Source organism: Burkholderia savannae, from assembly GCF_001524445.2.
GTDB lineage: Bacteria > Pseudomonadota > Gammaproteobacteria > Burkholderiales > Burkholderiaceae > Burkholderia > Burkholderia savannae.
Map to the genome: position 1 here is coordinate 1922431 of NZ_CP013418.1, position 20011 is coordinate 1942441.

Consider the following 20011-nt stretch of genomic DNA (forward strand, 5'->3'; position numbering starts at 1 on the left):
GCGGCCTCGAAGATCGAAGACGATCCGGGAGGCGCCGGCCCACACTTCGGGCACACGTCGACCTCGGCAGCACCATCCGTCGACTTCTCGCCCATTACGTCAGCCAATGTCGCCGAACCGCTCCAAGTGCGCGGTCCGACACGCGCTCGCTGCCGCGTCTGCCACGTTGCCAGCATTTTGTTACATGCAACGTTCGAACCTGGACAGGGCCTGCGGGTAAAATCGCGGGTCTTACGTAGAGAATGCACGCATGAACTTGAACGATCAGATCGATACGCTCGACAGCCGCGTCGATCAGCTCATCCATACGGTGTGCGACGTAGCGAGCGCCGCGCAGGAAGCCTCCGCGACCGCCGCCGAAGCCGCCGCGGCGAAGCACGCGGAAGCCGCCCGAATGTCCGTCGAGCAGTCGACGCTCGAATCCCTCGCCGCCCAAGCGGCCGCCGACAAGAAGGCGGCCGAAGCGTTCGCGACGCAAGCGGCCGCCGTCCAGGCCGCGGCCGAAGCCGCCGCCGCGCAGGCGGTCACCGACAAGACCGCGGCCGAAATGCTCGCGATGCAGGCGGCCGCGGATCGGGCCGCCGCCGAACAGGCCGCGGCACAAGCAGCGGCGGACAAATCGGCCGCCGAAGCGCTTGCCGCCCATACCGCAACGGAACGCGCGGCGACGGAACAGGCGTCGTCCGACAAGGCTGCCGCCGAAGCACTCGCCGCTCAGGCAGCGGCGGATCGCGCCGCCGCCGCGCACGCGACGGCGCAGGCCGAGGCTAACAAGACCGCCGCCGAAGCGCTCGTCGCGCAGGCGACGTCGGAGCGCACGGCGGCCGAGCATGCCGCCGCGCTAGCGGCCGCGGACCGAGCCGCCGCCGAACACGCTGCGACGCAGGCGGCCGCCGACAAGGCCGCGGCCGAATCGCTCGCGGCTCGAGCGGCGAGCGAGTGCGCAGCGGCGGATGCGGGCATCGCCGAGCGCGCAGCGGCCGATCGGGCCGCCGCCGAGCAAGCTGTCGCTCAGGCCGCCGACGACAAGGCAAAGGCGGACACGCTCGCCGCGCAAGCCGCGGCGGACCGTGCCGCCGCCGAGCAAGCCGCCGCTCAGGCGGCGGCCGACAAGGCCGCAGCCGAAGAGATCGCCGCCCAGGCGGCGGCCGATCGAGCCGCAGCGGAATTGCTCGCCGCGCAGGCCAGCGCCGAGCGCACTGCGGCCGAAACGCGCGCAACCGAACGAGAGACGGCGGAACGCAGCGCCGCCGACGCAGCGGCCGCACAAGCCGCCAACGACAAGGCGGAAGCCGAAACCCTCACCGCCCGAGCCGCGGCGGACCGCGCCGCGGCCGAGCAGGCCGCGGCCCAGGCGGCGGCCGACAAGGACGCGGCCGAGTCGCTGTTCGCGCAGGCCACGACCGAACGTTCGGCCGCCGAGGCCGCCGCCGCACGCGCGGCGAGCTACAAGGCGGCGGCGGAATCGCTCGCGTCGCAGGCCGAGCAGAACCGGGCGGCCGCCGAAGCCGCGGCGCCGGTCGCGGCAGTGCAAGCGGCGAACGGCGAGCTATCGCTGCACGTTGCGCGGCCGTCGCAGGACCAGATCACGCTCACGCTCGGCGAGCACTCGGTGTCGCTGCCGCCTCAGCAGCTCAGCCAGTTGATCGAGGAATTGGCGCACGTGCGCGCGTCGATGACGATCGAGCAGCCGAACGGGCTGCCGAACGGCTGGCGCTTCGTGACGACGCGCAATCCGCTGATGGCGGTGCAGAAGCAGGCGAACGGCGACCGCCTGCTCGTCGCGCGGCACAGCGGGTTCGGCTGGGTGCCGTTCACGTTCTCGCCGGAGGTCGTGATCCAGCTGTACATGCTGCTCACGCAGAAGTGACGCGGCGCGGCCGACCACGGCCAGCGCCGGCGCCGCACCGTCGGAAGGAAAGGGGAAGTGGTGACCGGAACGGCGGTCGAGACGGCCGCCGGCCGGGAAATGGCGAAGTCGCCCGATCGAGCGAGCGCATTCTCCTGAATAAACGCGGGGGACGCGCTCAATCGAGACCACTGACAACGGATAACGGCCCGCAGCAGCAACCGAGCCCCGCGGGTCCGCAAGCATCCGCAGTTTTCGCGGCGCCGGCGCCACGCCCGCACACTCACACGCACCCGGACGATCGGGGAAACCGGGCCGCGTGCCCCGTGCCGCGCCCTCGCACCCCGACGAAACGCTTCGCGCAACAGCTTGCGCGCGCAGTCCGGCAAAGATCGCAGTCGAAGCCAAAACCGACGAACAACCGGCCGACGCGGCCGCTCCCGAACGCCGCCGACCGGCCCGCAACGGTTCAGCGATCCTGCACCGGCGCCTGCACGCGCGCCTTCCACTGCCCGCCCTTGCCGCGCCAGTAGCGCACCGCCGACGCGAACGTCGCGCCGACATAGAACAGCGCGACGAGCGGCAGCGCCGGCGCCCACCACGGCGAGCGGCGGTAATAGCTCAGCATCGGCGCATACGCGGTGCACATCGACGCCCACGCGAGCCACGCCGGCCACGCGCGCGCGCCATACGCGAGCGCGGCGACGGGCGGCATCAGATAGATAATCGTCATCCCGACGAGCGTGCCGAGCAGCAGCACCGGCGAATAGCGAAGCTGCGTGAACGCGGTGCGCGCGATCATGTTCCAGATGTCGCGCCAGCTATCGTACGGACGCAACGACACGCTGCGCTCGGCGAGGTCGAGCCGGATCGGGTGATGACCGGCGCCGCGATGCTTGATCTGCGCGGCGAGGCTGCAATCGTCGATCAGCGCGCCGCGAATCGATTCGATGCCGCCCGCCTCCTCGAGCGCGTCGCGGCGCACGAGCATGCAGCCGCCCGCCGCGCCCGCCGTCTTGTTGCGCGGATCGTTGACCCACGAGAACGGGTACAGCTTCGCGAAGAAGAACACGAACGCCGGGATCAGCGCCTTTTCCCAGAACGAATCGCAACGCAACCGCACCATCAGCGACACGAGATCGCGCTGCTCGGCCTGAGCGCGCGTGACGAGCTGCGCGAGCGCGTCCGGCGGATGGCCGATGTCGGCGTCCGTCAGCAGCAGGTAGTCGGCGGGCAGCCCGAGCGAGCGCACCGCGGCGATCCCCTGCGACTGCGCCCATACCTTCCCCGACCAGCCGGCGGGCAGCGCCTCTGCGGTCAGCACGGTCAGCCGGTCGGCGCGGCCGGCGGCGGCCGCGGCCGCGCGTGCGGCGTCGGCGGTGCCGTCGGTGCTGTGGTCGTCGACGACGATCAGATGAAACGAGCCTGCGTAGTCCTGCTCGACGAGCGATTTGACGGCCTCGCCGATCACGTCGGCCTCGTTGCGGGCGGGCACGACGGCCGCCACCGCGGGCCAGCCGGCGCCGGCGGCCGCGCCGCGCGCGTCGGGCGGCAGCCGCCGCGCGGGGCGCGCGCGCCAGAAGCCGCCGCGCCCGAACAGCAGCACGAGCCAGATCACGAGCGACAGGCACGACAGCAGAAACACGACGATGAGCGTCATGCGCGGCCCTCCGCCCGTGCGCGGCGGCGGCCCGGCGCGCCGCCCGGACCGGCGGCCGCGCGCGCCGGCGCGCCCGTTTCGTTACGATCGACTTCCATGCAAATCAGCCCTTTAGGTGCCCTCCGGCGTCAGCGAGCCGAAAGGTTCGGTGAAAACCGCCTAGTTTACTGGGTTTGACGCGCGCAAGCGCCGGACCTCCGGGGTTGCTCCAATTGCCACAACGTCAGGAACGGTAAAGCACGCAAAAGCCGATAGGGTTAAAATGCGCGATTACTTCGGGGTGCCGGGCCCGTTCCTGCATTCATAACATCCAAGTTGGGGCGATCGGCCCGGCCTGCCGGCCGCTCGCACCCCGCGTCAGTCGTCGGAGTTCGCCCAAATATGCGAGTCATCCTTGCCCAGCCTCGCGGCTTTTGTGCGGGGGTTGTCCGCGCGATCGAGATCGTCGAGCGCGCGCTGCAACAGCACGGCGCGCCGGTCTATGTACGTCACGAGATCGTCCATAATCGGCACGTAGTTGAAAACCTGAGAAATAAAGGGGCGCGATTCGTTGAGGAGCTCGACGAAGTGCCGCATGGCGCCGTGGCCATCTTCAGCGCGCACGGCGTCGCCCAGACCGTCGAAAAGGATGCCGATGCCCGGGGCCTCGACGTCCTCGACGCGACGTGCCCGCTCGTCACGAAGGTGCACGTGCAGGGGCGCCAGTACGTCGCGGCCGGCCGCCGGCTGATCCTGATCGGCCACGCCGGCCATCCGGAAGTCGAAGGCACGATCGGCCAGATTCCGGGCGAGGTGATCCTCGTCCAGAGCGAAGCCGAGGTCGATACGTTGACGCTGCCGGCCGACGCGCCCGTCGCGTACGTCACGCAGACGACGCTGTCGGTCGACGACACGCGCGGCATCATCGAAGCGCTGCAGCGCCGGTTCACCGACATCGTCGGCCCGGACACGCGCGACATCTGCTACGCGACGCAGAACCGCCAGGCGGCCGTGCGCGAACTGAGCGAGCAGGTCGACGTGCTGCTCGTCGTCGGCGCGACGAACAGCTCGAACTCGAACCGGCTGCGCGAGATCGGCGCCGAAAGCGGCGTGCCGAGCTATCTCGTCGCGGACGGCTCGGAAATCCGCACCGAATGGTTCGCGAACGCGCGCACGGTGGGCCTCACGGCCGGCGCGTCGGCGCCCGAGGAAATGGTCGAGGACGTGATCGCCGCATTGCGCGCGCTCGGCCCGGTCGAGGTCGCGACGATGTCGGGCCGCGAGGAAAAAGTCGAATTCAAGCTGCCGGCGAAGCTCATGCAAGCTGTCGCCCGCGAAGTTTAAGGAGGACATCTCTTGTCTATTCCGCTGCTCCAGCAAGCCCGCGTCGGCGCGTACATCGTGCGCCAACACCTGTCCGGCAACAAACGCTATCCGCTCGCGCTGATGCTCGAGCCCCTCTTCCGCTGCAACCTCGCGTGCAACGGCTGCGGCAAGATCGATTACCCCGATCCGATCCTGAACCAGCGCCTGTCCATCGAGGAATGCCTGCAGGCCGTCGACGAATGCGGCGCGCCCGTCGTGTCGATCGCGGGCGGCGAGCCGCTGCTCCACAAGGAAATGCCGGAAATCGTCCGGGGCATCATGAAGCGCAAGAAGTTCGTCTATCTGTGCACGAACGCGCTGCTGATGGAAAAGAAGATGGACGACTACCAGCCGAGCCCGTATTTCGTCTGGTCGGTTCACCTCGACGGCGACAAGGACATGCACGACCATTCCGTGTCGCAGGACGGCGTGTACGACAAGGCCGTCGCGGCGATCAAGGAAGCGAAGCGCCGCGGCTTCCGCGTGAACATCAACTGCACGCTGTTCAACGATGCGATCCCCGAGCGCGTCGCGAAGTTCTTCGATACGCTCAAGCCGATCGGCGTCGACGGCATCACGGTGTCGCCGGGCTACGCGTACGAACGCGCGCCGGATCAGCAGCACTTCCTGAACCGCGACAAGACGAAGAACCTGTTCCGCGAAATTCTGAAGCGCGGCGAAGGCGGCAAGCGCTGGTCGTTCAGCCAGTCGTCGCTGTTCCTCGATTTCCTCGCCGGCAACCAGACCTACAAGTGCACGCCGTGGGGCAACCCGGCGCGCACGGTGTTCGGCTGGCAGAAGCCGTGCTACCTGGTCGGCGAAGGCTACGTGAAGTCGTTCAAGGAACTGATGGAGACGACCGACTGGGACAACTACGGCGTCGGCAACTACGAGAAGTGCGCGGACTGCATGGTCCACTGCGGCTTCGAGGCGACCGCCGTGATGGACACGATCGCGCATCCGCTGAAGGCGCTGCGCGTGAGCCAGAAGGGCATCAAGACCGACGGCCCGTTCGCGCCGGACATTCCGATCGACAAGCAGCGTCCGGCCGAGTACGTGTTCTCCCGCCACGTCGAGATCAAGCTCGAAGAGATCCAGCGCGCGGGCAAGGGCAAGCTGCAAAAGTCGCCGAAGCCGGCCGCGACGGCCTGACCCGACGATCGCCGGCGACGCGCGAGATTGCGCGCCCGCCGTCGACGGCCGAGGCGCCCCGAATGACATTCGGGGCGCCTTTTGTTTTGGCGCGCGTGTCGCCGGGGTCCGGCCGCGCCTTTGCGCAGTTCGCCGCGATGCATTTTTTCGGCGCGCCGTGCGTCGGTTGCGATACGTCGGTCGGCGCGCGACGGACGATGTTTTGGGATGAATGAGCGGTGTCAGGCCGGTGTCAGGCCGGTGGCGGTGGCGGTGGCGGTGGCGGTGGCCGTGGCCGTGGCGGTGGCGGTGGCGGTGGCCGTGGCGGCATCGGTACCGATATCGATGCCGATGCGATTTCGCATCGTCGAACGCCTCGACATGGAAATCCTGGCGCACGTTCAGCGAAATTCCCCGCTTCACGCGTCTTTGTCGCACTTTTTCGTCACGTCCGCTTGCGCAACCGATCGATGTCGCATGCGACGGCCGCCGAGCCGAGCCGGCGCCACACACACCACTTGCGCCACTTGCGCCGCGTGCGCCACTTGCGCCGCTAACCCGCAAGCACGCTTGCTCGCGCCGCGTTACGATGCGCGTTGAGCCGGCGCCAACGACGCGCCGCCACCGACAACGATGCGCACGGGCGCACGACGCCGCCGCGCACGCGCAGACATTCCGAGAACCGCCATGACATCTTCCGACGTCGCCGACATCATCGGCTGGCATGCCCACGTATATTTCGACGCATCGAGCCGCGACGCCGCGTGGGCGTTTCGCGCGATCGTCGAACGACGCTTCGGCGCGACCGTGCAGCTCGGCCGTTTTCACGAGCGACTCGTCGGGCCGCATCCGACGTGGTCGTATCAGATCGCGTTCGAGCCGGCGCAATTCGCCGAAGTCGTGCCGTGGCTCGTGCTGCACCACGGCGCGCTCGACGTGTTCCTTCATCCGAACACGGGCGACGAGCTGCGCGATCATCGCGACGCCGCGGTCTGGATCGGCCATTCATATGCGTTGAATCTCGATGCGTTGAGCGGCTAAACGACGCGACGCGCGCCGCATCGGCGTATCGCGCCGCGAAGTCGGCCACGTCGCGAAAGCGGCGAATCGGGCCGGATAGCGTCGGGTTCGACCGGGTCACGCTCGACCGGCGAACGCTCGACCGGCGCACGTCGAGCCGGGTTGGGTCGCGTCGAGCAGGAACATGTCGGACCGGGTCGGGTCGGGTCGAGCCAGGCCACGCGGGCCGAGTCACGTCGCGTCGCGTCGTGCCGAGCCGTGCCACGCCACGCCACGCCACGTCACGCCGTGCCGTACCGAGCCGGGCCGGGCCACGTCAGACCGAGTCGCGTCAGCCTCAAACCGGCGCACGTCAGACCGAGTCGCGCCGGGCCGAAGCACTTTCGCCCGCTCCGCATTCGATCGCGTCATATCGAGCTCGGCCCGCGTCGCAATCGAAGAAGTTCCGTCGAACGTCACGCCGCACCCACGTCGACGGCCCGTCATCCGGATCGCGCGTGCGAGCGCCGTGCGGCGACACCGATCGCCCATGCAGCCGAATACGCGCGGATCTGCGCGAATATCTCGCCGCGAGACCGACATCGCAACGGATTGAGCGGCGACGCAGTTCGCGCGCCGTCGCATGCCCGAACCGGCGAACGAAGCCGCCGATACGTTCATCGAGCGTTGCGCGCCGCGCAATCGATGCGTGCGCCGCGGTAACGCCGGACGATCGACTCTCGCACTACCATTGCGTGGCATGCACGCCACGACACGGAGAAGCCGATGGCCCCCGATCTGAATCTGCTGATTGCGCTCGACGCACTGCTCGAAGAAGGCAGCGTCGTCGGCGCCGCGCGCCGCATGAATCTCAGCCCGCCCGCGATGAGCCGCACGCTCGCGCGCATCCGCGAAACCGTCGGCGATCCGATTTTCGTCCAGGCCGGGCGCAGGATGGTGCCCACGCCGCGCGCGCTCGCGCTGCGCGGCGTCGTGCGCGAGACCATCGAGCGCGCGTCGCAACTGCTCGCGCCGAGCGCCGAAATCGATTTGCGCACGCTCGACAAGCAGTTCAACGTGCGCGCGAACGACATCTTCGTCGGCATGCACAGCGGCCGGCTGCTCGAGGAGATGGAGCGCGGCATGCCGCGCGCGATGCTGCGCTTCACGCCCGAGGAGGACGACGTCGACGACGACGCGCTGCGCAGCGGCCGCATCGACCTGTTCATCAGCGCGTCGCGCCGCCTCGGGCCCGAGATCCGCGTGCAGCCGCTCTTCACGACGACGTTCGTCGGGCTCGCGCGCAGCGATCATCCGATCTTCGGCGACGACATCACGCCCGAGCGCTTCGCGCGCTGGCCGCACATCGGCGTGTCGCGGCGCGGCAAGTCGTCCGGGCCGATCGACGCCGCGCTCGCTGAGCGCGGGCTGAAGCGCCGCGTCGCGCTCGTCGTGCCGACGCCGTACGCGGCGGTATTCGCGCTGCACGCGTCGGATCTGATTCTGCCGCTGCCCGAGCATCTCGCGTGCGGCGCAGTGAAGGCGGGGCTCGACGTGCGCGCGTTCGAGCTGCCGGTGCCGCTCGAGACCGTGCTGATCACGCAGGCGTGGCATCCGCGCTTCCAGAGCGACCCCGCGCATCAATGGCTGCGCCGCGTCGTGCGCGGGCTGTGCACGGGCCCGACCGCGTTGCAGCCGGCGCACGCGTGACGCGCGCGCGACGCGTGCGTCTCACGCATGCGCCGATTGCAAAGACTTCACTTTTCTGAACGCGAGCGACGCCCGTAGACTGCCTCCGTCATTCATCACGGAGCGCGATCAGTGCGTGACGCAGCAGATCAGACGGCCGCCGTCTCGGCGGCGCGCGGACGACCGAGCCGAGCGACGGCGGCGCTGCTCGCGCGCCTCGAGCGATTCGAATTCGATCTGTTCACGCCGCGCGGCGCGTATGTCGCGCGCTCGATCGCCGCGGCCGCGCTCGCGCTCGGCGTCGCGTATCTGCTGGCGCTCGAGACGCCGTATTCCGCCGCGTCGACGGTGCTGCTCGTGATCAATCCCGTGCAGGGCGCGGTGATCGGCAAGGGCGTGTGGCGCGTCGCCGGCACGATCGCCGGGATGCTCGTCGCGTTCGTGCTGATGGGCTGCTTCGCGCAGCAGCCGCTGCTCTTCATTCTAGGCTTCGGCTTTTGGCTCGGCCTGTGCGTCGCCGGCATGACGATGCTGCGGCACTTTCGCGCGTCGGGCACGGTGGTCGCCGGCTACACGATCGGCCTCGCGACATACGGCGCGATGCTGCGCCCCGAGCTCACCTTCGAACGCGTGATCGGCCGCGGCTCGACCGTCGTGATCGGCGTGCTGTGCCTGAGCCTCGTGTCGATGCTGTTCAGCGCCCGCGACGTTCGCGGCAAGCTCGAAGCGCTGGTGACGCGGCTCGCCGCGGCGGTCGCGCGCGCGATCGCCGCGCAGCGCGGCGGCATCGCGGCCGCGCCCGGCGACGACACGCGGCTCGCGCTGCTGGCCGACATCTACGGAATCGACGATCTGCTCGCGCTCGGCAAGGCCGAATCGGAGGACCTCGCGCAGCGCGCGATGGCCGTGCGGCACGGGATGGCGTCGCTGTTCGGCGCGCTCGCGGGCGGCACGCCGCCGCTGCCCGCGGACAGTCCGGGCGCACGCGCGATCGCGCGCCTGCAACCGCGGCTCGAGGCGGCGTGGCGGGCCGCCGCCGACGCGCTCGACGACGGTCCCGACGGCGCCGCGCACGCGGCCGCGCTGCTCGGCGACGCGCGCACGCGCTTGCGGAACGCGCTCGCCGGGATCGCGTTCGCCGACCCGCGCGACGAGGCGACGCTGCTGATCGCGGGCGAGCGCCTGATCGAGCAGATCGACGACTATCTCGCCGCGCTGCGCGGCCTTGCCGAGTTGCAGCGGCCAAGGCCGCAGGGCAAGCCCGCGCCCGTGCGCTTTCATCGCGACGCGCGCTCGGCCGTGCGCAACGGCGCGCGCTCGATGTGCGCGATCGTGATCACGGGCGCGATATGGTTCGCGACCGGCTGGGATCAGGGCGACATGATGCTGCTCGTCGTCGCGCCGTATTGCGCGCTGCTCGCCACGGCCGGCGATCCCGCAGCAGGCGCGAAGGCATTCATCAAGGGCACGGTCGCCGCGGTGCCGGCCGCGTTCGTCTGCGCATTCGGCGTGCTGCCGCGCATCGAGGGCTTTCCGCTCCTCGTCGCGACGCTCGCGCTGTTCTGGCTGCCGGGCATCTATGCGACGAGCACGCCGAAGACCGCGCTCGCGGGCCTCGCGTATCTCGTCGCGTTCAACACGCTGAACGCGGCGACCAATCCGTTTCGCCCCGACCTCGGCCTGTTCCTCAATCAATCGGTCGCGTGGGTGCTCGCGACGTTCGTCACGCTGCTCGCGTTCCAGCTGATCCTGCCGCGCAACCTCGCCGCCGACATCGCGCGGCTACGCCGCACGATCCGCGACGATACGCTCGGGCTCCTCGCTTCTCGCCACAGGCGGCCGGCGGCGGCCCAGTGGCCGCAGCGGCAGCAACACCGCATCGCGCAGCTCGCCGCGCTGCTGAAAAGCCGGCCGGCCGCGATGACGCAGGCGAGCGTCGAAGGGCTCGCCGCGCTGCACGTCGGCAAGGAATTGCTGCGCATCCGGCGCTTCGTCGCGCGCGGCGATCTGCCCGCGCCCGCGCTCGACTGCGCACGCACCGGCCTCGCGCGGCTCGCGCGCCGCGCCGCCGAGCCCGCGCGCGCGGCGCTGCACGCGCGCCGCGCCGCCCGTGCGATCGCCCGGCTCGCCGCCGCGCATCCCGGCCACGACGTCGAGCTGAAGCGGCTGATGGCCGCGTTCGCCGACGTGCACACGCTGCTGCACACGCACGCCGCGTACTTCACCCCCGTTCCGCCGAGGTCCCGCCGTGCTCAGTGAATTCGCCGTGGCCGGCGTCTACCTGCCGCCGTTCTTCGTCTATGCATGCGCGACCGTGCCGCTCTACCTGGCCGTGCGCGCCGCGCTCGCGCGCGCCGGGCTGCTGCGCCGCGTGTGGCACCCGGCGCTGTTCGAGTTCGCGGTTTCGCTCGTGCTCGTCGCCGCGCTGATCCTCTTTCTCTAGTTCGCCACATCGCACCATGTCGCTCAAACCCCTGACCCGCTCCGTGGCGACGCTCGTCGCGATCGGCCTCGCGATCGCGCTCGTCGCCGCCCTCTGGCACGCGTACGTGCTCGCCCCCTGGACCCGCGACGGCCGCGTGAGCGCGCACGTCGTGCGAATCGCGCCGGAAGTGTCCGGAACCGTGATCGGCGTCGCTGTCGCCGACAACCAGCGCGTATCGAAAGGCGACGTGCTGTACCGGATCGATCCGCGGCGCTTCGCGCTCGCGCTCGAGCAGGCGCAGGCGCAAGTCGCCGCGAGCGCCGAGGCGATGCGGCAGAAACGCGACGAGGCGCGCCGCCGCACCGGCCTCGACGATCTCGTGCCGCAAGAGGACATCCAGCGCTCGGGCCGCGCGGTGTCGATCGCGCAGGCCGAATACCGCAAGGCGCTCGCCGCGCTCGAAGTCGCGGAGCTCGATCTCGAGCGCGCGACGCTGCGCTCGCCGGTCGACGGCTACGTCACGCAGCTGCGCTTGCGTCGCGGCGACTACGCGGTCGCGGGCAAGCCCGGCATCTCGGTGCTCGACGCGCACAGCTTCTGGATCACTGGCTATTTCGAGGAAACGAAGCTGCGCCGCATCGCAACGGGCGCGCCCGCGCGGATCAAGCTGATGGGTTTCGATCCGCTGCTGAGTGGCCGTGTGGCAAGCATCGGCCGCGGCATCGCCGACGAGAACGGCGGCCTCGACGAACTCGGACTGCCGAGCGTCAATCCGATGTTCAGCTGGGTGCGGCTCGCGCAGCGGATTCCGGTGCGCATCGAGCTCGATCGCGTGCCGGCGGGCGTGCTGCTCGCGGCCGGCATGACCTGCAGCGTCGAGATCGGCGAGGCCGGCCGCCGCTCGACGCCGCGCGGCCGGCTCGCGTCGTGGCTGCACACGTTGATGTAGGCGGCGGCGATGCGATCCATTTCTTTCCGTCCGCCACGATGCGCCGCCGCGCTCACGGCCGGCGCCTGCGCGATCGCGCTTGCCGCGTGCACGGCGGTCGGCCCCGACTATCGTCCGCCGCGGCCCGCGCATCCGTCCGACTGGACGGCGCGCGGCGGCGACGCCGCGCCGGCCGATCCCGCGCAATCGCAGGACTGGTGGCGCGCGTTCCGCGATCCGCTGCTCGACAAGCTGATCGCGCAGGCGATCGGCGGCAATCAGGACCTCGCGATCGCGCGCCAGCGGCTGTTGCAGGCGCGCGCCGAGCGCGACCGGATCGCGAGCCGGCTCGGCCCGGCCGTCTCCGCGGGCGGCACGGCCGACGCGCTGCGTTCGTCGCGCGCGCTCGACTGGCCGCCGGGCATCGGCCAATCGCGAACGTATCGGCTCGGTTTCGACGCGTCGTGGGAGCTCGACGTCTTCGGCGGCACGCGGCGCGCGATCGAATCCGCGGATGCGCAAGTCGAGGCGATCGACGAAGACCGCCGCGCGATTCTCGTGAGCCTCGTCGCCGAGCTCGCGTCCGATTACGCGGAACTGCGCGCGAGCCAGGCCCGGCTGCGGCTCGCGGCGGACAACGTCGCGAGCCTCGACGCGACGCTGCGGCTGACCGAGCGCGCGCAGCGGCGCGGTCTCGGCACATCGTTCGAGGTCGCGCAGGCGCGCGCCGAGCTCGAGCTCGCGCAGGCCGCGCTGCCGCCGCTGCAGGCGAGCGTCGCGCGGCTCGCGCACGCGATCGGCGTGCTGACGGGCGGCTTTCCCGGCGAGCTGCGCGACGCGCTCGCCGCGCCCGGCGCGACGCTGCCCGTCGCGCCGCAGTTGCCCGTCGCGCTGCCGGCCGACGTGATCCGCGAGCGGCCCGACATCCGCGCCGCCGAGCGGCGCTTCGCGGCCGCCACCGCGCAGATCGGCGTCGCGCGCGCCGCGCAATTGCCGCGCTTCGCGATTCCGCTGAGCGTCGGCTCGACCGCGAGCCTCGTGCAGGACTTGTTCGCGAGCGCGAGCGTCGCGTGGTCCATTGCGCTCGAAGGCACGCAAACGCTCTACGACGGCGGCCGCGCGAAAGCGGGCGTCAGCGCCGCGCAGGCCGCCGCCGAGGCGGCGCGCATCGCGCATGCGCAGCGCGTGCGCGTCGCGTTCCGCGAGGTCGAGGACGCGCTGACCGCGATCCGCGCCGAGCGCGACCGGCAGAAGGCGCTCGTCGCGGCGGCCGACAGCAGCCAGGACGCGCAGTCGCGCGCAATGCGCCTGTATCGCGGCGGACTGAGCGATTACCTGTCGGTGCTGACCGCGCAGCGCGCGACGTACCGCGCGCGCGACGCGCTCGCGCTGAGCCGCCTCGCGCATGTGCAGGGCGTGATCGCGCTGTACAAGGCGCTCGGCGCAGGCTGGCGGCGCGATGCGCCGGTCGCGCAAGCCGACGGCCCGCCGGACGCGCGCGGGCCTTGACGGCCGCCGCGCTGCGCCGCTTCGCTTCGCGCCTCGTCGTGGCGTTCGCCTTTGCCTTTGCCTTTGCCTTTGCCATCGTCTTCGTCTTCGGATTTTTTTTTCGTCATCCATTCCGGGAGCATTGCCATGAATCTCGATCCGCAGGATTTCGTCGTGCACGACGTGAGCCGGTTTCCGATGTGCGTATTCCGCGAAAGCGCCGCGACGCCCGGCTACGCGACGCAATGGGAGAAGGAAATCGACGCGCTGATGCGCGGCGGCGCGCCGTTCGTCGTCGTGTACGTCTCGCTCGAAGCCGGCGAGAGCCACGACGACCGCAAGCATCGCGCGATGTGGCTCAAGCGGAACAGGACGGCGCTCGGCGCGGTGTGCAGGGCGCTCATCAGCGTCGAGCCCGATCCCGAGCGGCGCGCGGCCGTCGCCGAGCAAGGCCGGATGGCCGTCAAGGCGTTCGGGATTCCGCACGAGGCGGTCGCGTCGCTCGGCGAGGCGACGGCGCTCGCCGCGCGGCTCACGGCAGCGAGCGGCGCAACCGGCGTCGAAACGCACGCGCGGCGGACCTGATGCGCAAGGCGGCGATCCGGGCCGAAGTCGCCACGCTCGGCCGTCGGCGCCGGCGCGAACGTGCGCCGGCGATGCGCGGACGGCGCATGCCGGCGGCGTCGCTGCGGCGGCATGCCGATGCGACGTGGTCGGTTTCGACGCCGCGCCGCCGACGACGACGACACTCGCCGCCCGGCATAGGTGTCTTTCGGCGCGCTCGCCGCTCCGGTCTCGACGCCCGCAACGGCGGTCAATGCGCCGAGCGCCGGTGCCCGTCGATCGTCCGCGACGCACTGCGACCGACAACGCCCGTTCGCCCATCGCCTTGCGCGACGCTTCCGACATCTCGCGGCGCGTTTCGCCGTCCCCCGCCCGTCCCCGCGCGCCGGCTCGACCATCGCCTGTCGCGCCGGGCGCGCGCCGACGCCCGCCCGGCTCCCGCGGATCGACCAACTCGAATGAATATGCGAAGCTTTCGCCGACGTTCCGCGATTCCGTTTCATTCCGCAAAGGAGCCCACTTGGAAATTCGCCACGGAGTCAATCTGACGCGCGCCCGCGCGCTCCTCGCACGCGAACGCGACGCCTTCGAACGAGCCATGCCGACATCGCGCGCGCGCTGCGCCGAAGCGGCGCAGCACCTGCTGTTCGGCGTGCCGCTGCACTGGATGCGCGACTGGTCGACGCCCTTCTCGCTGCACGTCGATCACGCGCGCGGCGCGCATTTCACCGACGTCGACGGCCATCGCTACGCCGACTTCTGCCTCGGCGACACGGGCGCGATGTTCGGCCACGCGCCCGAGCCCGTCGCGCGCGCGCTCGCCGAGCAGGCAACGCGCGGCTACACGACGATGCTGCCGAGCGAGGACGCCGCGTGGGTCGGCGCGGAGCTCGCGCGCCGCTTCCGGCTGCCGTACTGGCAGTTCGCGCTGAGCGCGAGCGACGCGAACCGCTTCGCGCTGCGCTGGGCGCGCGCGGCAACGGGCCGCAAGCACATCGTCGTGTTCAACGGCTGCTATCACGGCACCGTCGACGACGTGTTCGTCGATCTCGTCGACGGCAAGCCGGCGCAGCGCGACAGCCTGCTCGGCCAGGCGCACGATCTGCTCGCGTACACGCGCGTCGTCGAATTCAACGATCTCGCCGCGCTCAAAGCCGCGCTGGAGAGCGGCGACGTCGCGTGCGTGCTCGCCGAGCCGGCGCTGACCAACATCGGCATGGTGCTGCCCGACCCCGGCTTCTGGCGCGAAGCGCGCGCGCTGACGCGCCGCCACGGCACGCTGCTCGCGATCGACGAAACCCATACGATCAGCAGCGGCCCCGGCGGCTACGCGGTCGCGCATGGGCTCGAGCCGGATCTGCTCGTCGTCGGCAAGCCGATCGGCGGCGGCGTGCCGTGCGCGGTGTACGGCTTCAGTGCGTCGTTCGCCGAGCGCGCGCAGCACGCGAAAGCGAGCGCGCCGCCCGGTCATTCCGGCATCGGCACGACGCTGACCGCGAACATGCTGGCGATGCGCGCGATCCGCGCGACGCTCGCCGACGTGATGACGGACGCCGCGTACGCGCACATGTTCGACCTCGCCGCACGGCTCGCGGCCGGCCTCGAACAGGCGATCGCGCGGCGCGGGCTGCCGTGGTGCGTGACGCGGATCGGCGCGCGCACCGAATTCCAGTTCGCGCCGACGCCGCCGCGCAACGGCGCGATCGCCGGAATGCAGCTCGACGGCGAGCTCGAGCACATCGTGCATCTGTATCTGCTGAACCGCGGCGTGCTGATCACGCCGTTCCACAACATGATGCTCGTGTGTCCGGAAACGGGCGCGGAAGACGTCGATCGGCTGGTCGCGGCATTCGATGCATGCATCGGGGAGATGGTCTGAGCGACGTCGCGCGGACGCCATGAAGAGCGATGCGAGCGTGCGTGCGTGCATGCGTGCCGCGGGAACGCTTGTCGGCGACGGGAACACGGAGGATGCCGAATAGCGCGCCAGTTCGCACGAGTAACCGGATGCCAGACACATTATCTCACGCGAGTTAATTAAAACCTGACAACTGGATACTCGTCGCGACACAATGCGGAATTCAATGTCAGATTGGGCGGCGAATAAAGCAGCCAAAATAAATCTTCTCAACCTTTCAACGCCAAGCCAAATATATCTCATATAGGCTATTAATAGCCTGATTGGTTGTCCGCTTCGATGATGTGCAGCCGCACAATGCGGCCATGCCGACGCTCGAAGAAAAAGCGGCGTTCGCAGAACGCCTCAAATTCGCCCTGCAGCGCAGCCCGGAGAAAATCTCCGGCGCGACCGCCCTTGCGCTGCACTTCAATCTGCGGCATCGCGGCGAACACCCGATTTCTCCGCAAACCGCACACAAATGGCTGACGGGCCGCACGATCCCGACGCCCGACAAGTTGCGCACGCTCGCCGATTGGCTGCGCGTCGATCTGCATTGGCTCCATTACGGCCCGCCGCCCGGCGCGCCCGGCGGCAGGACGCACGAGCCGGCGCGACGCGACGAAAAATACGCGCCGACGGCGGAGACCATCGAGCTGGCATCGAAGATCGAGGCGCTCTCGCCGCATCATCGCTATCTGATGCAGGAATTGATCGAGCATTTCTGCGGCGATCCGTCGAAGCGGCGCTGAGCGGCGCAGATGTCGGCGGATACTCATCGGGCCATCGTCCATCCATCCGCCTGGCCGTTCGCCGCTTCGATCCAACGCGTCGTCCCGCCGCATCCGCCCATGAAAAAAGCGCCACGGCTCGCACCGTGACGCTTTTGCGCGATCGCGACAAGCGCATCGCGAAACCGCCGCCGCCCGCGGACTACGCCGTCAGCAGCATTTCCCCGCTCCCGAACCGTATCGCACATTCTGCCGTTCGCGGAAAAACTCCTCGTACGTCATCACCGGACGATCGGGATGCGTCGCGCGCATGTGCGCGACGTAGCCTTCGTAGTCGGGCAGGCCGACCATCAATCGCAGCGCCTGCCCCAGATAACGGCCCGCGGTGCGCAATTCGCCGCCGAGATCGGAGAACATCGCGGCCTCCCGTCAGCGCCCGCTGCCGAGCGCCTGCGCGGCCGGCATCGGCTCGTACGGCGTCTCGCGCGATGTCGGCTGCGCGGCACGGCGCGCGCGCGCGACCGCGATCACGCCGTACGCCGCGATGCTCACGACGACGAGGATGAACAGCGCCGCGAGCGCCGCGTCGACGTAGTCGTTGAAGATGATCCGCTGCATTTGCGCAAGCGTCTTCGCGGGCGCGAGCACCTTGCCGTCGGCCGCCGCCGCTTGCAGTTTCGCCGCGTGCGCGAGGAAGCTGACCTTCGGGTTCGAATCGAACACCTTCTGCCAGCCGGCCGTCAGCGTGCAAATCAGCAGCCACGCGGTCGGCACGATCGTCACCCACGCGTAACGCTCGCGCTTCATCTTGAACAGCACGACGGTGCCGAGCACGAGCGCGATCGCGGCGAGCATCTGGTTCGAAATGCCGAAAAGCGGCCACAGCGTGTTGATGCCGCCGAGCGGATCGACCACGCCCTGATACAGGAAGTAGCCCCACGCGGCCACGCACAGCGCGGTCGCGATCAGGTTCGCCGGCAGCGATTCGGTGCGCTTCAAGGCCGGATGGAACGTGCCGAGCAGGTCCTGCAGCATGAAGCGGCCCGCGCGCGTGCCCGCGTCGACCGCGGTCAGGATGAAGAGCGCCTCGAACAGGATCGCGAAGTGATACCAGAACGCCATCATCGCCTGGCCGCCGATCACCTGGTGCAGGATCTGCGCCATGCCGACCGCGAGCGTCGGCGCGCCGCCGGCGCGCGCGATGATCGTCGTCTCGCCGACGGCCTTCGCCGTTTCGGTCAGCATGTCGGGCGTCAGCATGAAGCCCCATTGCGTGACGGTCTGCGCAACCGCCTCCGGCGTCGTGCCGAGCACGGCCGCGGGCGCGTTCATCGCGAAGTACACGCCCGGCTCGATCACGCACGCGGCGACGAGCGCCATGATCGCGACGAACGATTCCATCAGCATCGCGCCGTAGCCGATGAAGCGCGCGTTGGTTTCGTTGTCGAGCAGCTTCGGCGTCGTGCCCGACGCGATCAGCGAGTGGAAGCCCGACACCGCGCCGCACGCGATCGTGATGAACAGGAACGGGAACAGGTTGCCCGACCAGACCGGGCCCGTGCCGTCGACGAACTTCGTGAGCGCCGGCATCTTCAGCTCCGGCGCGACGATCAGGATGCCGATCGCGAGGCCGACGATCGTGCCGATCTTCAGGAACGTCGACAGATAGTCGCGCGGCGCGAGCAGCAGCCACACCGGCAGCACCGACGCGACGAAGCCGTAGCCGATCAGAATCCACGTGAGCTGCGTGCCGCTGAACGTGAACCACGCGGCGAGCGTCGGCGAATCGTGCACGTGCTGGCCGTACGCGATCGACGCCATCAGCAGCACGAAACCGATGATCGACACTTCGCCGATGCGGCCCGGCCGGATGTAGCGCGTGTAGACGCCCATGAAGAGCGCGATCGGAATCGTCGCGGCGACGGTGAACGTGCCCCACGGCGAATTCGTCAGCGCCTTCACGACGATGAGGGCGAGCACCGCGAGAATGATCACCATGATCAGGAACGCGCCGAACAGCGCGATCACGCCGGGCACCGCGCCGAGCTCCATCTTGACGAGATCGCCGAGCGAGCGGCCGTCGCGGCGCGTCGAGATGAACAGCACGATGAAATCCTGCACCGCGCCCGCGAACACGACGCCCGCGAGAATCCACAGCATGCCGGGCGTGTAGCCCATCTGCGCGGCGAGCACGGGGCCGACGAGCGGGCCCGCGCCCGCGATCGCGGCGAAATGGTGGCCGAACAGCACGTATTTGTTGGTCGGCACGTAGTCGAGGCCATCGTTGAACTTGACGGCGGGGGTCATCCGCAGGCCGTCGAGCTGGACGACCTTGCTCGCGATGAAGCGGCTGTAAAAGCGATACGCGATCAAATACACGCAAACGGCGGCGATCACGATCCATAGCGCGCTGACCCGCTCGCCGTGCGCGAGCGCGATCGTGCCGAACGCGAACGCGCCGAGCAGCGCGACGGCGATCCAGAGCAAATAACCGGAAGCCCGATTCATGGCGTCTCCTGTCTATTTTTTCGAAATATGCGCGGCGGGGAGCCGCGCGCAACGACGGCAAGCGTCACGCTCCGTCGGGACGTAGCGATGGGGCCATATTGTTCGCCTTCGATGCAAACCTAACAAGCGCATGACTACGTACGGCATCTACGTAGCATTGCGTAGGGGTTTGCGAGGGGGTGAGCGCCGTTCGATTCCTCGGAATATAAAACCGAACGGCGACAAAGGAAACCGCCGCCTCGCCGGCGCGCTGCGGCGCGACACTACGGTGCAAAACGCGTAAAGACGAAATCGCGATCCTTCACGCGGGCCTGATGGCACGCGAAGCAGGTCCGATGCTGCGCTTCGTCGGCCGGTGCGCCGTTGACGAAACGGCCGAAGCCCCAGCCTCCCGTCGACGCATACCGGCGCGAATCCTTGACCATCACCTGCACCGTCGTCGCCTGGCCCGGCACGGTCGCGGATTCGAACTCGGCGGACGGCTTGCGCTTGTACGCGAGCTTCACGAGCATCGCGCCGTCCGGAAACGGCAACGTCGCATGCTCGATCGCCTTCACGGCGGCGGGATTGCCGAGCACCACGCGCAGTTCGTCGAGCGGCGCCGCCTCTTCGGCCGGCGCGATCATCTCCCACTTCCGATAGCCTTCGGGAAGCGTCACACCGTAGATCGGCGACGCGGCCGGCTTCGATGCGTCCGCGAACGCGCCGCCGCCCCGCACCGCGAACAGCAGAAACGCGCCTGCGGCGAGCGCGCGGGCCATTCGAAAACTTCGCTTCGACATCGACTATCCTCCTCGC

The 20011-nt window shown here is 69.6% G+C and carries 17 protein-coding genes; 12 read left to right on the forward strand and 5 right to left on the reverse strand.

Annotation, left to right across the window (positions count from 1 at the left end):
* The first annotated feature begins 250 nt into the window (after nt 1-250).
* On the forward strand, nt 251-1870 hold the full coding sequence (locus WS78_RS29610; protein WP_059575602.1) for a hypothetical protein: 1620 nt from the start codon (nt 251-253) through the stop codon (nt 1868-1870).
* Between the two features lie 448 nt (nt 1871-2318).
* On the opposite strand, the gene WS78_RS29615 is transcribed toward WS78_RS29610, so the two are convergent.
* Nucleotides 2319-3509, reverse strand: a complete 1191-nt coding sequence (locus WS78_RS29615) for a glycosyltransferase (protein WP_059575604.1) — start codon at nt 3507-3509, stop codon at nt 2319-2321.
* Nucleotides 3510-3890: 381 nt separating this feature from the next.
* Here WS78_RS29615 and ispH point away from each other — a divergent pair, with 381 nt between their 5' ends.
* Both ispH and hpnH read left to right on the forward strand, forming a co-directional pair.
* Nucleotides 3891-4832 carry a 4-hydroxy-3-methylbut-2-enyl diphosphate reductase gene (ispH, locus tag WS78_RS29625; RefSeq protein ID WP_038755192.1) on the forward strand — a complete coding sequence of 314 codons (942 nt, stop codon included), beginning with the start codon at nt 3891-3893 and terminating at the stop codon, nt 4830-4832.
* A gap of 12 nt (nt 4833-4844) precedes the next feature.
* Nucleotides 4845-6005 (forward strand): adenosyl-hopene transferase HpnH, encoded by a 1161-nt coding sequence (gene hpnH / locus WS78_RS29630; RefSeq protein WP_059575607.1) that lies wholly within the window; start codon nt 4845-4847, stop codon nt 6003-6005.
* A gap of 221 nt (nt 6006-6226) precedes the next feature.
* Here the strand turns inward: hpnH and WS78_RS38070 are convergent, their stop codons facing one another.
* The gene (locus tag WS78_RS38070; RefSeq protein WP_257789124.1) at nt 6227-6349 is read right to left on the reverse strand and encodes a hypothetical protein; all 123 of its coding nucleotides are present in this window, start codon (nt 6347-6349) and stop codon (nt 6227-6229) included.
* Nucleotides 6350-6671: 322 nt separating this feature from the next.
* Between WS78_RS38070 and WS78_RS29635 the strand changes: the two genes are divergently transcribed.
* From WS78_RS29635 to WS78_RS29675, 9 genes are all read left to right on the forward strand, one after another.
* Nucleotides 6672-7025 (forward strand): DOPA 4,5-dioxygenase family protein, encoded by a 354-nt coding sequence (locus tag WS78_RS29635; RefSeq protein WP_038755181.1) that lies wholly within the window; start codon nt 6672-6674, stop codon nt 7023-7025.
* Between the two features lie 744 nt (nt 7026-7769).
* Complete coding sequence (locus tag WS78_RS29640; RefSeq protein ID WP_038755178.1) at nt 7770-8693, forward strand: LysR family transcriptional regulator; 924 nt, start codon at nt 7770-7772, stop codon at nt 8691-8693.
* 111 nt (nt 8694-8804) lie between these two features.
* Nucleotides 8805-10931: an FUSC family protein gene (locus WS78_RS29645; RefSeq protein ID WP_059575609.1), complete on the forward strand. Its 2127-nt coding sequence runs from the start codon at nt 8805-8807 to the stop codon at nt 10929-10931.
* Nucleotides 10921-11115 carry a DUF1656 domain-containing protein gene (locus WS78_RS29650; RefSeq protein WP_038755172.1) on the forward strand — a complete coding sequence of 65 codons (195 nt, stop codon included), beginning with the start codon at nt 10921-10923 and terminating at the stop codon, nt 11113-11115. The genes WS78_RS29645 and WS78_RS29650 overlap by 11 nt, the downstream gene beginning before the upstream one ends.
* 16 nt (nt 11116-11131) lie before the next feature.
* A complete protein-coding gene (locus WS78_RS29655; protein ID WP_038755169.1) occupies nt 11132-12046 on the forward strand; it encodes an efflux RND transporter periplasmic adaptor subunit in 915 nt (304 codons plus the stop codon).
* A gap of 9 nt (nt 12047-12055) precedes the next feature.
* A complete protein-coding gene (locus tag WS78_RS29660) occupies nt 12056-13534 on the forward strand; it encodes an efflux transporter outer membrane subunit (protein WP_059575610.1) in 1479 nt (492 codons plus the stop codon).
* A 126-nt stretch (nt 13535-13660) separates the two neighbouring features.
* Nucleotides 13661-14098 carry a hypothetical protein gene (locus WS78_RS29665; RefSeq protein ID WP_038755278.1) on the forward strand — a complete coding sequence of 146 codons (438 nt, stop codon included), beginning with the start codon at nt 13661-13663 and terminating at the stop codon, nt 14096-14098.
* Nucleotides 14099-14597: 499 nt separating this feature from the next.
* Nucleotides 14598-15956, forward strand: a complete 1359-nt coding sequence (locus WS78_RS29670) for an aspartate aminotransferase family protein (RefSeq protein ID WP_059575612.1) — start codon at nt 14598-14600, stop codon at nt 15954-15956.
* A gap of 344 nt (nt 15957-16300) precedes the next feature.
* The gene (locus WS78_RS29675) at nt 16301-16726 is read left to right on the forward strand and encodes a transcriptional regulator (RefSeq protein WP_038755160.1); all 426 of its coding nucleotides are present in this window, start codon (nt 16301-16303) and stop codon (nt 16724-16726) included.
* A 189-nt stretch (nt 16727-16915) separates the two neighbouring features.
* On the opposite strand, the gene WS78_RS29680 is transcribed toward WS78_RS29675, so the two are convergent.
* The 3 genes from WS78_RS29680 to WS78_RS29690 form a co-directional block, all read right to left on the reverse strand.
* Nucleotides 16916-17122: a YbdD/YjiX family protein gene (locus WS78_RS29680; protein ID WP_059575614.1), complete on the reverse strand. Its 207-nt coding sequence runs from the start codon at nt 17120-17122 to the stop codon at nt 16916-16918.
* Between the two features lie 12 nt (nt 17123-17134).
* Nucleotides 17135-19213 (reverse strand): carbon starvation CstA family protein, encoded by a 2079-nt coding sequence (locus tag WS78_RS29685; protein WP_038755154.1) that lies wholly within the window; start codon nt 19211-19213, stop codon nt 17135-17137.
* A 263-nt stretch (nt 19214-19476) separates the two neighbouring features.
* Nucleotides 19477-19995, reverse strand: a complete 519-nt coding sequence (locus WS78_RS29690) for a cytochrome P460 family protein (protein WP_038755152.1) — start codon at nt 19993-19995, stop codon at nt 19477-19479.
* Between the last annotated feature and the right edge of the window lie 16 nt (nt 19996-20011).

What these genes read in the sequence shown, in the direction of transcription:
- WS78_RS29640 (WP_038755178.1), top strand. Translation starts at nt 7,770, where the DNA reads ATGGCCCCCGATCTGAATCTGCTGATTGCGCTCGACGCACTGCTCGAA.
- WS78_RS29635 (WP_038755181.1), top strand. Translation starts at nt 6,672, where the DNA reads ATGACATCTTCCGACGTCGCCGACATCATCGGCTGGCATGCCCACGTA.
- WS78_RS29675 (WP_038755160.1), top strand. Translation starts at nt 16,301, where the DNA reads ATGCCGACGCTCGAAGAAAAAGCGGCGTTCGCAGAACGCCTCAAATTC.
- WS78_RS29680 (WP_059575614.1), bottom strand. Translation starts at nt 17,122, where the DNA reads ATGTTCTCCGATCTCGGCGGCGAATTGCGCACCGCGGGCCGTTATCTG.
- WS78_RS29665 (WP_038755278.1), top strand. Translation starts at nt 13,661, where the DNA reads ATGAATCTCGATCCGCAGGATTTCGTCGTGCACGACGTGAGCCGGTTT.
- WS78_RS29610 (WP_059575602.1), top strand. Translation starts at nt 251, where the DNA reads ATGAACTTGAACGATCAGATCGATACGCTCGACAGCCGCGTCGATCAG.
- WS78_RS29655 (WP_038755169.1), top strand. Translation starts at nt 11,132, where the DNA reads ATGTCGCTCAAACCCCTGACCCGCTCCGTGGCGACGCTCGTCGCGATC.
- WS78_RS29615 (WP_059575604.1), bottom strand. Translation starts at nt 3,509, where the DNA reads ATGACGCTCATCGTCGTGTTTCTGCTGTCGTGCCTGTCGCTCGTGATC.
- WS78_RS29690 (WP_038755152.1), bottom strand. Translation starts at nt 19,995, where the DNA reads ATGTCGAAGCGAAGTTTTCGAATGGCCCGCGCGCTCGCCGCAGGCGCG.
- WS78_RS29660 (WP_059575610.1), top strand. Translation starts at nt 12,056, where the DNA reads ATGCGATCCATTTCTTTCCGTCCGCCACGATGCGCCGCCGCGCTCACG.
- WS78_RS38070 (WP_257789124.1), bottom strand. Translation starts at nt 6,349, where the DNA reads ATGCGAAATCGCATCGGCATCGATATCGGTACCGATGCCGCCACGGCC.
- ispH (WP_038755192.1), top strand. Translation starts at nt 3,891, where the DNA reads ATGCGAGTCATCCTTGCCCAGCCTCGCGGCTTTTGTGCGGGGGTTGTC.
- WS78_RS29685 (WP_038755154.1), bottom strand. Translation starts at nt 19,213, where the DNA reads ATGAATCGGGCTTCCGGTTATTTGCTCTGGATCGCCGTCGCGCTGCTC.